Source organism: Cryobacterium roopkundense, from assembly GCF_014200405.1.
GTDB lineage: Bacteria > Actinomycetota > Actinomycetes > Actinomycetales > Microbacteriaceae > Cryobacterium > Cryobacterium roopkundense.
This window is the reverse complement of record NZ_JACHBQ010000001.1, coordinates 378,612-393,387: the sequence shown is the minus strand read 5'-3', so window position 1 is coordinate 393,387 and position 14,776 is coordinate 378,612. Positions and strand designations below refer to the sequence as shown.

Annotated in this window: 14 protein-coding genes; 4 read left to right on the top strand and 10 right to left on the bottom strand. The window is 65.7% G+C overall.

Going from position 1 to position 14,776, the window contains the following annotated elements; genetic code table 11:
* Positions 1-17 precede the first annotated feature (17 nt).
* Genes BJ997_RS01910 through BJ997_RS01890 form a run of 5 tightly spaced genes read right to left on the bottom strand, consistent with a single transcriptional unit; the run spans position 18 to position 4,796 of the window.
* Positions 18-818 carry an amino acid ABC transporter ATP-binding protein gene (locus BJ997_RS01910; protein WP_276525037.1) on the bottom strand — a complete coding sequence of 267 codons (801 nt, stop codon included), beginning with the start codon at positions 816-818 and terminating at the stop codon, positions 18-20.
* Positions 815-1,789, bottom strand: coding sequence for an amino acid ABC transporter permease (locus tag BJ997_RS01905; RefSeq protein WP_052542644.1), 975 nt, complete (start codon positions 1,787-1,789; stop codon positions 815-817). Before BJ997_RS01905 ends, BJ997_RS01910 begins: the two co-directional genes overlap by 4 nt.
* A 4-nt stretch (positions 1,790-1,793) precedes the next feature.
* The gene (locus tag BJ997_RS01900) at positions 1,794-2,726 is read right to left on the bottom strand and encodes an ABC transporter substrate-binding protein (RefSeq protein WP_052542645.1); all 933 of its coding nucleotides are present in this window, start codon (positions 2,724-2,726) and stop codon (positions 1,794-1,796) included.
* Between the two features lie 49 nt (positions 2,727-2,775).
* A complete protein-coding gene (gene menC / locus BJ997_RS01895; RefSeq protein WP_035839572.1) occupies positions 2,776-3,885 on the bottom strand; it encodes an o-succinylbenzoate synthase in 1,110 nt (369 codons plus the stop codon).
* Positions 3,882-4,796 (bottom strand): hypothetical protein, encoded by a 915-nt coding sequence (locus BJ997_RS01890; protein WP_052542646.1) that lies wholly within the window; start codon positions 4,794-4,796, stop codon positions 3,882-3,884. The genes menC and BJ997_RS01890 overlap by 4 nt, the downstream gene beginning before the upstream one ends.
* A 53-nt stretch (positions 4,797-4,849) precedes the next feature.
* On the opposite strand from BJ997_RS01890, the gene BJ997_RS01885 reads away from it, so the two are divergent.
* The 4 genes from BJ997_RS01885 to BJ997_RS01870 all read left to right on the top strand — a co-directional run bounded on the left by BJ997_RS01885 (position 4,850) and on the right by BJ997_RS01870 (position 8,526).
* A complete protein-coding gene (locus tag BJ997_RS01885; protein WP_052542647.1) occupies positions 4,850-6,448 on the top strand; it encodes a PucR family transcriptional regulator in 1,599 nt (532 codons plus the stop codon).
* Positions 6,449-6,589: 141 nt separating this feature from the next.
* On the top strand, positions 6,590-7,273 hold the full coding sequence (locus tag BJ997_RS01880) for a hypothetical protein (RefSeq protein WP_183323226.1): 684 nt from the start codon (positions 6,590-6,592) through the stop codon (positions 7,271-7,273).
* Positions 7,274-7,389: 116 nt separating this feature from the next.
* Positions 7,390-7,659 carry an acylphosphatase gene (locus BJ997_RS01875; protein ID WP_035835476.1) on the top strand — a complete coding sequence of 90 codons (270 nt, stop codon included), beginning with the start codon at positions 7,390-7,392 and terminating at the stop codon, positions 7,657-7,659.
* A gap of 99 nt (positions 7,660-7,758) precedes the next feature.
* Positions 7,759-8,526 (top strand): Pr6Pr family membrane protein, encoded by a 768-nt coding sequence (locus tag BJ997_RS01870; protein ID WP_152602080.1) that lies wholly within the window; start codon positions 7,759-7,761, stop codon positions 8,524-8,526.
* Here the strand turns inward: BJ997_RS01870 and BJ997_RS01865 are convergent.
* The 5 genes from BJ997_RS01865 to BJ997_RS01845 form a co-directional block, all read right to left on the bottom strand.
* Positions 8,485-9,921, bottom strand: a complete 1,437-nt coding sequence (locus BJ997_RS01865) for a flavin monoamine oxidase family protein (RefSeq protein WP_152602081.1) — start codon at positions 9,919-9,921, stop codon at positions 8,485-8,487. The two genes, BJ997_RS01870 and BJ997_RS01865, sit on opposite strands and share 42 nt — an antisense overlap.
* A 133-nt stretch (positions 9,922-10,054) precedes the next feature.
* Positions 10,055-11,617 (bottom strand): DUF7059 domain-containing protein, encoded by a 1,563-nt coding sequence (locus BJ997_RS01860; RefSeq protein ID WP_183323225.1) that lies wholly within the window; start codon positions 11,615-11,617, stop codon positions 10,055-10,057.
* Positions 11,618-11,648: 31 nt separating this feature from the next.
* Positions 11,649-12,776: an FAD-dependent oxidoreductase gene (locus BJ997_RS01855; protein WP_035835479.1), complete on the bottom strand. Its 1,128-nt coding sequence runs from the start codon at positions 12,774-12,776 to the stop codon at positions 11,649-11,651.
* Positions 12,769-13,548 (bottom strand): class I SAM-dependent methyltransferase, encoded by a 780-nt coding sequence (locus BJ997_RS01850; RefSeq protein ID WP_338080914.1) that lies wholly within the window; start codon positions 13,546-13,548, stop codon positions 12,769-12,771. Before BJ997_RS01850 ends, BJ997_RS01855 begins: the two co-directional genes overlap by 8 nt.
* Positions 13,545-14,774 carry a type III polyketide synthase gene (locus BJ997_RS01845; RefSeq protein WP_035835480.1) on the bottom strand — a complete coding sequence of 410 codons (1,230 nt, stop codon included), beginning with the start codon at positions 14,772-14,774 and terminating at the stop codon, positions 13,545-13,547. The genes BJ997_RS01850 and BJ997_RS01845 overlap by 4 nt, the downstream gene beginning before the upstream one ends.
* Between the last annotated feature and the right edge of the window lie 2 nt (positions 14,775-14,776).

Sequence of the window (14,776 nt, the reverse complement as noted above, 5' to 3'; positions counted from 1 at the left end):
GGCCGGGCAACCCCGCCTCACATCACGCTATCCAGAAACGCCCGGGTTCGAGCGTGCTGGGGATCGTCGAGCACCTGTGACGGTGGCCCCGACTCCACGACGACGCCCCCGTCCATGAAGACCACCTCATCCGCAGCGCCGCGGGCAAATCCGATCTCGTGGGTGACCACGATCATGGTCATGCCCTCAGCGGCCAGGGTGCGCATGACATCGAGCACCTCCCCCACCAGTTCGGGGTCGAGGGCGCTGGTCGGTTCATCAAATAACAGGAGTTTGGGGTCCATGGCGAGGGCCCGTGCGATGGCGACTCTCTGTTGTTGACCACCCGAAAGCTGCGCGGGATAGGACTGGGCCAAATCTGCAAGTCCCACCCGATCCAGCAGCTCCTTCCCACGGGCAAGGGCACCCTCTTTGGGCAGTTTGCGCACCCCGATCGGCGCGACGGTGATATTTTCGAGCGCCGTCATGTGAGGAAAGAGGTTGAATCTCTGGAAAACCATGCCAATTCCCCGCCGCTGGCGGGCAACCTCACGCCGATTCATTTCGAAGATGCGATTGTGCCGCTGCGCGTACCCGACGAGTTCGCCGTTCACGGAGATGCGGCCACCGTCAATGCGTTCCAGATGGTTGATACAGCGGAGGAATGTGGACTTCCCCGAGCCGCTGGGGCCGAGGAGACACATGACCTGACCGGCATCAACGGTCAACGAGATTCCCTTCAGCACCTCCACACCGCCGAAGCTCTTGCGCACCCTACGGGCGTTGAGCAGCGGTGGCGCATTCTCCGTGATCCGCGGACGATCTGTGGTCTCGGTCACGAGGCATCCGTTCTCTCAGGGGTTGGCCGGGGCCAGCGGGGGCCGCCTAGAACGGCCCGCACCCGCGCAATCGGGGTGGGCGGCAGGCTGCGGGCATTACCGCGCCCGAAGTGCCGTTCCAGGTAATACTGCGGCACGGACAGGACTGACGTGAGAAAGAGATACCAGCAGCTCACCACGATGAGCAGCTCCACCTGCCGCAGATTTTGCGATGATATCTGCGTGGCGACGGTGTAGATCTCGAGCACGGCGATCACCGAGAGCAGTGAGGTGTTCTTGAGCATCGAGATGGTCTCGTTACCCATGGGTGGAATGATCACCCGCATGGCCTGGGGCAACACGACCTTGAAGAGGGTGAATCCCGGGCTCATGCCCACGGAGTACGCGGCCTCATATTGCCCCTCGTCGACCGAGAGCATGCCGGCCCGCACGATCTCAGCCGAATAGGCTGCCTGGTTCAGGGTGAGCGCGAGCAGGCCAGCCGCAAAGGCGGGAATGAGTGTGTTTGTGTCGACGGTGAAAATCGTGAAGTCGGTGAATGGAATGCCGAGTGAGATCTGGGCATACAGGAGGCCGAGATAGCCCCAGAACACGATCTGGATCAGCAGCGGCGTTCCACGAAAAGCCCAAATGTAGAGCCACGCGAGGGCGCTCATCACCGGATTGTTCGAGAGCCGCATCACCGCGAGGACCACGGCAAGGATCGTGGAGATGATCATCGACACGACGGTCAGCACCAAAGTGAGAACGACCCCATCGAGGATGCGGCGATCAAAGATGAACTCGCTGATGGTCGGGTGATTGACGTTGTCGTTCTGCCAGAGTGACACAGCCAGGGCTGCGAAGCCCCCGGCAAGTACGGCGGCCATCACCCAGCGCCACGGATGTCGCAGGGGTACCGCCGAGATGTCGTCGGAGTCCGTCGCCGCCGGGGCGGCCTCCCGCACTGCGTGCGCTAACGAGGGGTTCATGGCCTTACGAACCGAGGTTGAAGCCGGCTACATCAAGGCCGTAGTCGGAGAGCTCATATTTGGCGAGGATTTGCTGGTAACTTCCATCGTCGATGACGGCTTGGAAGGCCAGCAGGATGGCGTTGCTCAACTCGCTTTTCTCCTTGAGGATTCCGATCCCGGAGTAGACCGGGCTGTATCCGGCGGGGTTGTCAGGGTCGGTCACGACGTCGAACATCTCGCCGTCGCCGGCAGTCTGCGCCGTGTACGCGGCAACGGCCGAGTCGACCACCTCTGCCACCGCACGCCCGGACCGCACCGCGGTCTGCACATCCGTTTCGCCCGGTAGTTCCATCACGTTCACGACACCGGCCCCCGAGGCGATGCAGTCGTCGTCGTAACCGCGCAGAATATCGGCCTGAACCGTGGCCTTCGGCACAGCCACGTTCTTGCCACAGAGGTCGAGCACCCCGCCGATGCCCTCCGGGTTGCCCTTCACAACCAGAATCGTGAACCCGGCATGAAAGTAGTCCACGAAATCCAGCGTCTGCTGACGTTCCTTCGTGTCGTTCATGCCCGACATGATGACGTCGTGTTTTCCGGCCTGGAGGGAGGGAATGGCAGCCGCGAACGATTGCTTCTGCAGCTCGAACTTCACGCCCAGCTTGGCACCGATGGCCTGGGCGAGGTCGTGGTCGAAGCCCGTCACGTTCTGGTCGGCGTCGTACATCTCCATCGGCGGATAGGGAATGTCCGATGCGGCCTTGATGATTCCGGCCGCCTTGATGTCGGCCGGCAGTGCAGCCGCCGCGGCCGCGTCGATGGACCCCACCGGCGCCGCGTCGGCTGTCGGCTGCGGAGCGACAGTCGCGGAACACCCGGTGAGGGCCAGAGCCGCCACCATCCCGATCGACGCCATGATCTTCCAGGTGGAGGTTGTGCGCTGTGTGATCGTCATTCGTTGTCCCCAAATGTGTTTCGGTGAGCGGATGGTCAGAAAGTGATGCTCAGTAGGTGATGCGTGTCGTTGCCACTGTCACGCGCTTGAGCACGTCGGGCAGCACCTCGACACCGATGCCGGGGCCCGTGGGCACAGCAAGGTGGCCGTTGTCGAGAACGAAGGGCGCGGTCAGGTCTTCGGCGTAGTACCGGTTGGACGCTGAGGTATCCCCCGGCAGCACGAAGTTGGGCAAACCGGCCAAGGCCACATTGGCTGCCCGCCCGATACCGGTTTCGAGCATGCCGCCGCACCACACCGGCACCCCGTGCGCCGCGGCGACATCGTGAATGCGCCGCGCCTCGAGGTAACCACCGACCCGGGCCGGTTTCACGTTGATGATGCTGCAGGCACCCAGGGTTATCGCCGTTGCGGCGTCACGGGCGGACTCGATCGACTCGTCGAGACAAATCGGCGTCGAAATGAGCTTGGCGAGGTTGGCATGACCCAGCAGGTCATCCTTTTTCATCGGTTGCTCCATCAGGAGCAGGTCGAAGGGGTCAAGCCGGGCGAGGTGACGAGCATCCGCCAGCGTGTACGCGGTGTTCGCATCGACCTGAAGCAGCATGTCATCACCGAATCGTTCACGCACGGCGCGAACGGGGTCGATGTCCCATCCGGGTTCAATCTTGAGTTTGATGCGCAGGTAGCCCTCGGCCAGATAGCCCTCGACAACCTCCAGAAGCTCGTCAATCGAGTCCATGATGCCGACAGAAACGCCCGCCGGCACAGTGTCGTGAACGGCGCCGAGATATCCGCCGAAGGAGACTCCGGTTTCTTTGAGCTGGGCGTCGAGAATTGCCGTCTCGAGAACGGCTTTCGACATGAAGTGACCTTTGACAGGTTCGAGCGCGGTCGCCACCAACTCGGCGGTCAGCCGGTCACCCAGAGCCTGCAAACGCGGAATCAGGTGATCCCGAATCACGAGGTCGCTCGCGTCCAAAAACTCCGAGCTGTACAGCGGGTCGGGCTCGGCAGCGCACTCCGCCCACCCTTCAGCGTTGGCTGTGACCACGCGCACGAGCGTGGTCTCACGTTCCACCGCCGTGCCGAATGACGTGCGGAACGGTCGCACCAGGGGCAGACGCACCCGATGCAACTCGATGTTTTCAATCTTCATGCCTGACCTCCTGAAACGAACCGGTACCAACCGGATCGGGTGACACCACTCGCGACATAGCCAGCGGCGAAAAGTTCCGTGAAGACTGAACGGATGCTGCGTCGCCACTCGGCGGCGAGCGTCGGGTTCTGCGCACGCAGCCGAACGATGTCCTCCGGTACACGGCACCACCACACTCCTGCGTCGTCAATCACCGCAGGGTCACCGTCCGGACCGAGGCTCCGCACCGATTCGACGGGGAAGATTGGAAGCTCCGGCTGTTCGGCGCGCGCTTCGCTGCAGTCCACCGAGCGCTGACGGGCCAGAGGCCACACGGCGATGAGGCGATCGCTGTCGTCATTGGCATTGATCGCGCCGTGCATCGGCCCGTAAAAATCCTGCTCGTACTCCCCGGCGTGCGCGCCGAGCTTGGTGAGGTTGAACCGCGCATTCCGGCTGACCAGAGGATCGAACGTCCACGTCATGGTGGGGATGCCCCGGGCAAGCCCCCAGGCGCGCTGGTGCAGTTTGAGCGCGAATCCCACGCCGCGGTCGGCCGTGCCCGGCAGAACACCGGCGATCAAGGAATACATGGAGGTATCTCCCGGTGAGACGATGGCCACCGCCGCACCCGTCAGCGTGCCGTGCGAGTCGTAGGCGGCAGTGACGTTGCAACCGGCGTGGCTGATGCTTCGTAGCAGTTCCGCCGGGATCGGCGGCTCGCGGGGAGGCAGCCCCCAGACCAGGCTGAAGAGGGCTTCTATGCTCGCAAACCCCGGCAGTTCGCGCTCGTCATGCACGCTCACCCCCGCGGAGCGTGCCGCGTCTGTCGCCGTCAGGTGAGCGTGATCGGCTACCGATCGAAGGTGCGTACTCAGCGTCATTGCCACAGTCTGGTCGAGGCTGTCAACGGTATCTTTAGCGTTCAGCATGAAGATCTGGCTCCTTCTATGTCGAGCAACACAATGAGGGCTAGCGTGGCCTGATGAACACAATCCCATTCGAGGCACCCCGAGTGGCCGTGTCCGAACTCCTCACCACTCTTGAGGGCTCAGGCTTACACCTGGCTTCCAGCGCGGCGAACAGGACTGTGGCACTGACGAGCCCCACCCTGTTCGACTCCATGGTGCCCTTCATCGGCCGGCGAAACGGTATCTTGCTGGGCATCGGCGTACACCCCGAAGCGCCGGATGCCGCGCTCGTTGTGCGCGGTGCGGCCCTACGCGGTTTCGACGCCGTCGTGATCAAGTCGCTCTCCTTGAGCGTGGAAACGCTCGCCGCGGTAGCGGATGCGTCAGGAATCGCCCTTCTCGTGGTGCACGATGACGTTGAGTGGCGGCAGCTGGAGTCGCTCCTCAACTCCACATTGACCTCGGCCGCGGAGCCGGGTTCGGCGACAGGTCTTGCCGTCGGAGACCTCTTCGCCCTGGCCAATGCCATCGCAGCCCTCGTGGGCGGAGCGACGGCAATTGAAGATCTCCAGACTCGGATTCTCGCGTACTCGACCCTGCCGGCCCAGCCAATCGACGTCACGCGGCGGGAGGGAATCCTGGGGCGACAGGTACCTGACGATCCCGACAACGCCAATGCCTACGCATCCGTTTATCGATCACCCGGCGCACTCCGACTCCCCGCGTTGGCACCGGGGATGCCGCGGATGGCAGTGGCGATCCGAGCGGGCACCCAACCACTGGGATCGATCTGGGTGGTCGATGAAAACGGCGCGTTGGACACGGATGCGGCACAGGCTCTGGAACGAGCCGCAGATATTGCCGCCCTGCACATTTTGCGAGCTCGGAGCGCGGCAGATCTGGTGCGGCAGCGCCGCACCGAGCTGGTGCGCAGACTGCTCGAGGGAGGCGAAGACTCCCGGCTGGTAGCCGTGCAGCTGGATCTCGATGCCGGCGGACCGTTTGCGGTCGTCGCGTTTCAACCGGAGTTTGGTGCGAGCGGCGAGGAGCTCAGGCTGAGCCGATTGGTCGACCTGATTGCCACCCAGTGCGAGGCGTACCAACATGGGGCCGAGTGCGCGGTGAACGGCACCACGATCTACGCGGTGTTCTCCGGCGCGTCCGCGGGCGATACGAGCGGGCTGAACTTCATGGCCCATCGCATTGTTGAGCGGGCCGGTGGCGGCCTGCGCGTATCGGTGCGCGCCGCGATCGGTTCCAGCGCGGCCCAGGTCGCCCAGATCAGCCGGTCGCGACGCGATGCGGATCTGGTTCTGATGCTCCAAACGACCCGCACACACACGAGCGTCGTTGCCAGTGCGCACGATATGAGGAGCCGCCTCATGTTCCTCGAACTGGCGCAGGTGTTTCGTGACACGCCACGTTTCATGTCACCGCACGCCAGGCAGGTGCTCGAATCGGATGAGCGTTCGGGTACCGACTACGCCAAGACACTGCGCACGTATCTCGACGGCTCCCGCGATTCCGCCGTGACCGCGGCACGACTCTCGGTGCACCAGAACACTCTGAGATACCGATTGAAGCGATGCCACGAACTCTTCGCAATCGACCTGGACAACGCTGATGACACTCTCGCGCTGTGGCTGAGCCTGCGCGTGATCGAATTCGACTGAACCTGTGTGTTTGCTGAAGTTGGTAACGGAACGGTAACAGGTTGGTGGGTTTCCAAACCTTTTCGAGGGTGGAACCGAACACCAGTCAGACCTCATCACCACCCCACACCATCACAGCACACAGACAAGGAATCCCTCATCATGCGTACATTCGCCAAGTCCACCATCGGTTTCGCTTCCGCCGGAATTCTGATGGCCGTCCTCGCCGGTTGCTCAACCGACGCCGCGACCACGTCCTCCTCCAGCGCCACGAGCTCCTCGAGCTCCAGCTCCGCTACCCCCGAGGCTCCCCTCGCATCCATCCCCAGCCTCTCCGGAGTCGACACGGCCGTTCTCCTGGACGCCGACTTCGCCGCCGCTCTCGGAACCCTCGGCCTGACGCCGGGCGTCATCGGAGGCGCCACCCTCGAAGAGGGCAGCCTGCACTTCCCCATCACCGGCGGAAACGTTGACTACTACGACCCGAACGGCACCGTGCGCCCCTACGTGCAGGGCACCCTCGAGCACGAAGGCTCCGGCTTCTCCCTCACCGCCGGCGACACCGTCGTGGAACTGACCAACTTCACCATCGACCCCGGCACCTCGGAGCTCTTCGGTGACGTGGCCGTGAACGGCGAGTCCGCCGCCACCCAGGTCAAGGTCTTCGACCTCTACGGCGGAACCCTGAAGCCCCTCGAGATGGACGGCGACAACGCCATCCTCACCGGCACCACCGTCCACATCTCCGCCGACGCCGCCGGCCTGCTGAACACCACGTTCGGAACCGACGCCGTCGCCGACCAGCTCCTCGTCGGCATCGCCACCATCACGGTCGCCACGAAGTAACAGCCCTCACCTCGAAACAGAAACGGGCCCGTCGCACACGCGACGGGCCCGTTTCTGCGCACCCGGCCCTAAAACGCACCGTTGGCAGGGGCACGAGCCGAGGGCACAATGGTCACGTGATCCGAAAACATGTGATTGTGCAGGGCCACGTTCAGGGTGTCGGATTTCGCTACTACACCCGGGGCAAGGCGGAGCGATGGGGTTTGACCGGCTACGTGCACAACCTCCCCGACGGTTCGGTGGAGGTCGAAATCGAGGGCGAGCAGGCCGCTGTAGCGCGCATGCTCGCCTGGCTGCAGACCGGTCCGAGTTCCGCCGTCGTCGCCCAGACGCGGGTCAAGGACGTGCCCGTGACCGGCGAAAGTCGCTTCTCCGTGATTCATTGACCGAGTCGCGGAACCCAACCGACCAACCGACCAGAAAGCTGGCGTAGCGTTGATACATTCCCGTGGGCAAGCGGGCGGTCTTTTTCGACGGGAGCAAGCATGCGCAGAAGGTTCGGCACTGCCCGACTTCTGCTGGCGACGCTTGGGATAGTGTCGCTGACCGGGTACTTCAGCTACTCACTCGGCGTGGCGACCTTTGCCATCGCCAATTTCTTCACCTACTTCACTGTGCTGAGCGCTATTGCGGCTGTGCTGGTGCTGCTTGCTGCGGGGGTGACTGCACTGCGTCGCCCCCAGGATCCGGCCTGGCTCGACATGGCCCGGGCTATGATGACGACCTACATTATGGTGTCGGGGGTGGTCTACGCCATCATCGTCTGGCAGTCCGCAAGCGCCAACTATTCGATTGCCGTGCCGTGGTCGAGTCAGATTCTGCACTTCTGGATTCCCGCCCTGGCCCTGATCGACTGGATCGTCGACCCGTTCAAGACCCGAGTGCCGTGGCGCTACCTCGGCTGGGTGATCGTGTTCCCCATCGCCTGGCTTGTCTTCACCCTCGTACGCGGTCCCATGGTGGGCTGGTACCCGTATTTCTTCCTCGATTCCCGCCAAGTGAGCGGACCCGCGGAGACCGTTTTCTACTGCGCCATCATCGTGGTCATCATCACAGGTATCTCGGCGCTCCTGATCACCCTCACACGTATCAAGCGGATGCCGCGGCACCTGCGGTCCGACTGGGGCTCGGGCACGAACACAGCCGCGTCCGAGTCTTCGGAGGCCTCACCGGCAGCGGAGATCGACCCCACGGATGCGGAGCATGCCGAACTACTCCGCGGTGCGGAACGGCTCGAGCGAGTGCAGGGCTGACGCGAGAAATTCTTCGTCGCTCACCTCGGCCAGGCGCACCGCGTTCTCGGCGGCCACCATGCCCATGAGAACCGGTTCGCCCGTGATCGGCAGCATGTTGACCCACACTGGGAAGTCGGAATCGGTTCCCACGACAGTCCACAACGGCGCGGATGTGTCCCAGAAAGGTTCGTCGAAGCGCAGCCAGATCTTGTCGAGTACGCCCACGCCCAGCGCGGCGATGGCGCCCTTATGTGCGAACGGCAGGGCCGGGGAGAACTCCACGGCCCCGTCCTTGAGCACGCCGAGCGGAACCGTCACGATCACGCGGTCGGCGGAGAGGGCCTCCCCCGCGCCGAGTCGCAGGCTCACGCCGGAGTCGGTATAAGCGATGAAGGTGACAACGCTCGACATCGTCACGTCGAGGGCGTCGGCATCCGCTTTCAGGAGCGTGCCGTAGCCGCCCACCACGACGTAGTCGTCGTCTGCTGTGTCCGGACTCGGTGTGTACCAGCCTGATTCCTCGCTGGGGGTGGAGCCCGAATCCATCTTGAGCCGGGTGGAGATCTCGTATTCGAGCCAGTCGGCCTCCGACAGGCCCTCGGCGTTGAGAGAGGCGGAGAGTTGATTCTCGCCCGAATCCACGAGCGCGCGCTCCACGGACACGTCCTGCGGTTGCCCGGCGGCCCAGACAAGCGCTGCGGCCACGGCCTCGGCACCCACCGGGTTGACGGGTACGACCTCACCCGTGCGGGTGCGGGCCTCTGGTACTTGGGAGAACGGCAGGGTGGTCACACCGAGCGCAGTGAATTCGTCGTCGAGCGTGTTCACCGTGGTGTTATGAATGAACGAGGGACCGAGTTCGATCGGCATCGGCCAGTCTTTCGTGACGGTCTCGATGCGCCCGCCCACGCGGTCCCGCGCCTCCACCACGATCACGCTGTACCCGGCGCTGCGCAGTTGGGTCGCCGCGGCGAGCCCGGCGATGCCCGCGCCGATCACCGTGATGCGCTCGCCGCTCTGAGCCACCGACTGCACCTGGTCTGCGGCGCGCAGACCCGACTCTCGGGCTCCCTGCACGGTTCCGGGTTCCGTGGCCGCGGTGGCTTCTCCGGCGAAAAAGACCCGGTCAATGACGGGTACTGCGAGGGCCGCGCGGTGCTCGGGTGTGGCGCCAACGGCGGGGAAGCTGAAGGATCCGCGCGCGAAAGGGTCGACAGACCAGGAGGTGCGCTGCATCGCGACGGGTTGGGGGATCACCGAGGGCGCCGTGGTGGGCACAACTGTGGGCGTGGGCAGGGGCGATGGCGCACCACATGCCGCGAGTACCATCACCGAGAGGCCGGAGGCCGTTCCGAGCAGGAACGTGCGACGTTTCATCACCGGGCGTTCGTCACTATTGCGGGGAGTGTGCACGTTACCGACCCTGCGCCATTCATGGTTCCAAACTACCTCAGCGGATGCCCACCCACATAAAACCGCTGATTTTCGGGCCACGCGGGTCGGGACGCCACGTCACACGGTGTGTCGCGAGAATGACCAATTTTACTTAGTGTGAACCCGGGGCGGCAGCCGGCGCTTCGAGAAACCCGTCGGAGACGAGACCGCGTACCTGTGGAAGCAGCTCCGCGAGCAGGTCGTTCTCGTCGGCTTCGAGCAGTTGGGCCAGTGCGCCCACGATCGCCCCGACCGCCAGCTCTCCGTCGCACGCACCCACGAGCGCGGCAAGCGGCGTGGTCAGCGGCACGGAGCGCCCGAAGCCGCTGCCCTGGTGCAGGCTCATGAGCGTGGGGTCGTCCTGGCCGGGCCAGTAGTGGCGTTCCTCGGTGACATCGGATGCCACGGTGAGCGTTGCGCGGGCGAGCTGGGCGTCATCCGTTGCCGCCTGCCAGTCGTGTGCGGCGAGGCATTGGGCGAGGTGAGCGCCGATTCCGGCGGCGTTGTGCCCGAGGGCGTCGGCCAGCCGCTCCAGCCGGCGCAGCGTATGCTTGTCGGCGACCGGGCGGCGCAGCAGGAGGTAGCCGAAACCCACGCGGGTCACGGTGCGGGCGGCGAAATCCTCGAGCCACGCCTCGTAGAGCCGGTCGAAGTCGGCGGTGTCGGGGCGGGTGCCACCGTCGCGAATCCAGGTTTCGGCGTACTGCGTGGGCTGCTGCACCTCACGCTCGATGATCCACGCGTCGAGCGCATTCTCGCCGAGCCAGGTTTCGAGCCGGTCGAAGGCGTCCGAGTCGCTGCGGTATTCCCAGTTGCCGAGCATCTGTGCCACGCCGCCGGGCGTCAGGTGGTCTACCGCGCCGCGCACCACTGCTTCCACGAGCGCGTCACCCTCCATGCCGCCGTCGCGATACTCGTAGCTCGGCACGCCGGGGGCGCGCGGGGTGATCACGAACGGCGGGTTCGAGATGATGTGGTCGAAGCGCTCCCCCGCCACCGGCTCGTACAGGCTACCGAGCCGAAACTCCACGTTGTCGATGCCGTTGAGGCGCACATTGATCGCCGCAAGCTCGAGGGCGCGGGCAGAGATGTCTGTGGCCACCACCCTGTCGGCGTGCCGGGCCGCGTGCATGGCCTGGATCCCGCAGCCGGTACCAAGGTCGAGCACCGATTCAACGGGGGTGGGCATGATGAGCCCGCTGAGCGTGAGGGAGGCCCCGCCCACGCCGAGCACGTGGTTCTCACCAAGCGGATGCCCGAGGGCCAGCTCCCCGAGATCAGACACGATCCACCAGCTGCCCGCGCCCGCTGCATCAATGAAGCTGTACGGACGCAAATCGAGCAGCGGTCGCACCGCGTCACCGTCGCCGACCGGCACCACGAGTCCGAGTTTTTCGGCGCCGACGGCCCCGAGCAGGGGAAGCGCCGCGTCAAGGTTCTCGCGAGAGACCGGTTCCCCGAGCACGAACAGCCGCGCGAGGGTCGCGGTGGTTTCCTCGCGGCCGAGCGTCTCGCGCAGGGCCACGAGGGCACGGCGGGCCGGTACCCGCTGGTTGCGCCGCAGCGCGGCATCCGCTTCGATGCCCCACAGCCCGGTGAGGGCGCTCACCGAATAGTGAGCGGCGGTGAGGTCGGTGCGGAGCAGGTCGATCAGGGCTGAAGTCACAGTTCCCATTAAAGCCGACGCTGCACGAACCCGATGCGGCTCACAGCCAGCGCATGGTGAACGCGCGGGCGACGAGCGCGCTCGTGGGCGGCACCGCCAGGGTGCGCACGAGCGCGTTGCGGGCCTGCAGGCGAAGGCCGCGCACCGGACGCCCCATGCTCATGTTGAAGCCGGCCTGCCGCATCGCCATACGCGCGGCACGCATGCGCGTTCGGCTATACATCGCCAGAGCGGATGCCGCCGCGTCGCCCTCGGCGACGGCCCGCGCGAGTGCCGGTGCGAGTGCCGCCGCCTCGAGCCAACCGAGGTTCATACCCTGGCCGCCGATCGGGCTGATCTGGTGCGCGGCGTCGCCCACGAGCAGCACCCGCCCGGCGACCATCCGGTTCGTGCGGTGTTGCTGCACCTCGAAGGCGCTTGCCACCCCGCGCGCCTGGCCCACGACAGCGCCGGTGCGGTGACGCACCACGTCGGCGAGGTCGCTGCTCGAGGCATGCTCGGCCAGAAAATCGGTCATCGCGACCCAGCGCCGGGTGCCGTCCGGCAGCGGGAAGGACTCGACCACGCCGCCGCGTTCGAAGTAGAGCACGGCATCGGCGCCGTATATGCCGGTGTCGCCATAATCACACATCAGGTATGTTTCGCGGCCACCCACCGCAAGCCAGGGCAGGCCCGCCGACTCACGCACGCGGCTGCGGGCGCCGTCCGCGCCCACAACGTACCGGGCCTGGAAGGTCTCGCCGGCGTCGGTGACGACTTCCGCGTAGTCGTGCCGTCGCCGAACCTCGCTCACCGAGACTCCCCCGCGTAAACCGCCCGGCCGCAGCTCCTGAAAGCGCTCCCGCAGCAGGGATTCGGTCTCGTATTGCGGCAGCATCGCCACGTAGGGGTAGGGCGTGGGCAGCGCCGAAAATGACAGTCGCCCCAGCGTCCGACCGTCGCAGCGCACGCTGCCCTCCTCCACGTGCGTGGCCCGGCGCACGAGGGCCTCCGCCACACCGACCTGTTCGAGAACGCCGAGCAGCGGAGGGTGAATTCCGATGGCCCGCGACCGCAGCGAGGGCTCTGTGCGCCTCTCGAGCACCTGCACGTCGAGTCCGCGCAAGGCGAGCAAACACCCGAGCATGGTGCCCACCGGTCCGCCGCCCACGATCAGCACATCACGCATCGGAGCCGCCGTGACCCTCGGGCAGCGAGCGTGAATCGGATGCCGCCCCCGATCGGTCCTCGTGGGCTCCCGGTGCGCTCCACTCGAGCACAAGCCGCGAGGGCAACCCGCGGGTCACCCGCCAGCCGGGCGGCGCCGCGACACGAAGTTCGCGTGCGGTGAAGCTGCGCCGAATCGACGTGAGGCCGTCCGGCCTGATGTACGAACGCCGGAAGAACGGCCAGGTGCCGAGGGAGAACCCGAGGTACGCGTGCCGCGAGCGTTCGATGTCGGCGTGCAGCACACGGCCGCGGCAGAGCCGCTCGGAATCCACGAGCAGCGCGCCGAGTTCGGCCGGCCCCAGGTGGTGCAGCATGTGGTTGGACACCACGAAATCGAAGCTCTGTCCCTCGGCCACGAGCTCGGAACTGAACGCGCGCCGGAACGAGATGCCCGGCCGGGCGGGCAGACCCAGGCAGAACGCGTGCGCGCGGGCATCCGGATCGATGCCGAGCACGCTCAGTCGGAGGCCGTCGCGGGCGGCCCAGCGGGCGAGCGACCTGGACAGGTCCCCGCCGCCCGAGCCAATGTCGAGCAGCGTCGTGAGGCGCGTCGTGGAGAGCGCCGGTCGGATCTCCCGGCGGTACACGGTGCCCCAGCCCGAGACGACGGCGTTCACGACACGGAAGTCTGCGTAGGTTCGCGTGAGCATGTCGGGGTCGCAGGGTCCGTCCATGATCTCGACGGCGTCATCCGCGCGCACACGCAGATCGGGCAGGAACAGCGCGCTCACCCCAGGCGCACTGTCATGAGCGCGGATTCCACGGTGAGGCCGGGGCCGAACGCCATGGCGCAGACCCGCTCGCCGTCGGTGCTGGCCGGCTCGTCGAGGATGGCCTTCATCACGAACAGGATCGTGGCGCTGCTCATGTTGCCGTGGTTGCGCAGGGTCTCGCGCGAGGGACGCAGCTGTGTCTCGCTGAGCCCGAGCTTTGCCTCGGTCTTGTCGAGGATGCTGCGACCGCCGGGGTGGATGGCCCAGTGCGCTATCGCGTCGCTCATGGCCGGGGCCACCAGGGTGGCAACCGAGCCGACGAGCACCTCGGCTCCCTCTGCCTCGAGCTCCCGGGTGGCCGTGAATCCGAGGCCGTCGTCGGTGAGCAGCCCCGCAAGCAGCGGATCCCGAGCCATCAGGGGCGCGAGGGCTCCCTCGATGTGTTCGTCGATGATGTGCGGCACGTAGGTGCTGAGCACCATCTCGAAGCCTTCGTCGCCGATTTTCCACGCCATGTCGCCCTCACCGACGGGCGTGATCACGGTCTCGAACAGGTCGAGGTCGAGGGCCTTCTCACCGGGATGCAACGGGCGCGAGCTCACAATCCCGGCGGCGGCGCCGTCGGAGAACAGCGACGAGGCCACGATGGTGTCGGGATCGTTCGAGGTGCGCAGGTGCAGGGAGCAGAGCTCGGCGCTGACCACGAGCACGACAGCGTTGGGGTCGGCCTCCACGAACTGCTTCGCTGTGCGCAACGCGGGCATCGCGGCGTAGCAGCCCATGAATCCGAGGTGGTATCGCTGGGTGGCGGGGCTCAGCCCCAGCTCGCGCACGAGCATGTAGTCGGGCCCTGGCGCGTAGAAACCCGTGCAGGAGACCGTGACAACATGGGTGATGTCAGCAGCCTCGACGCCCGGGCACGCCTCGAGCGCCCGGCGCCCGGCCTCCACGAAGAGCTTCGTGGCCTCGAGAATGTAGAGCTCATTGCGCGCCCGGGTGCCCGGCATCAACAGCCGCTGCTCCACGGGGTCGAAGAATTTCGGGGCTTCGCCGGAGGCGTCGAGGGTGAGCTCCTCGATCACGGTATGTCGAGTCTCGATCCCCGACACGTTGAACGACGTGTTCACGATGCGCTGGGCCAGGCGGCTGAGCCCGGGCTGGGCGGCGAACACGTCGCGCACCTGCTCCTGGTACAGCACGGTGGGCGGAACTGCGGTCTGGATCGCTCTCAGCGTGACGGCCATAC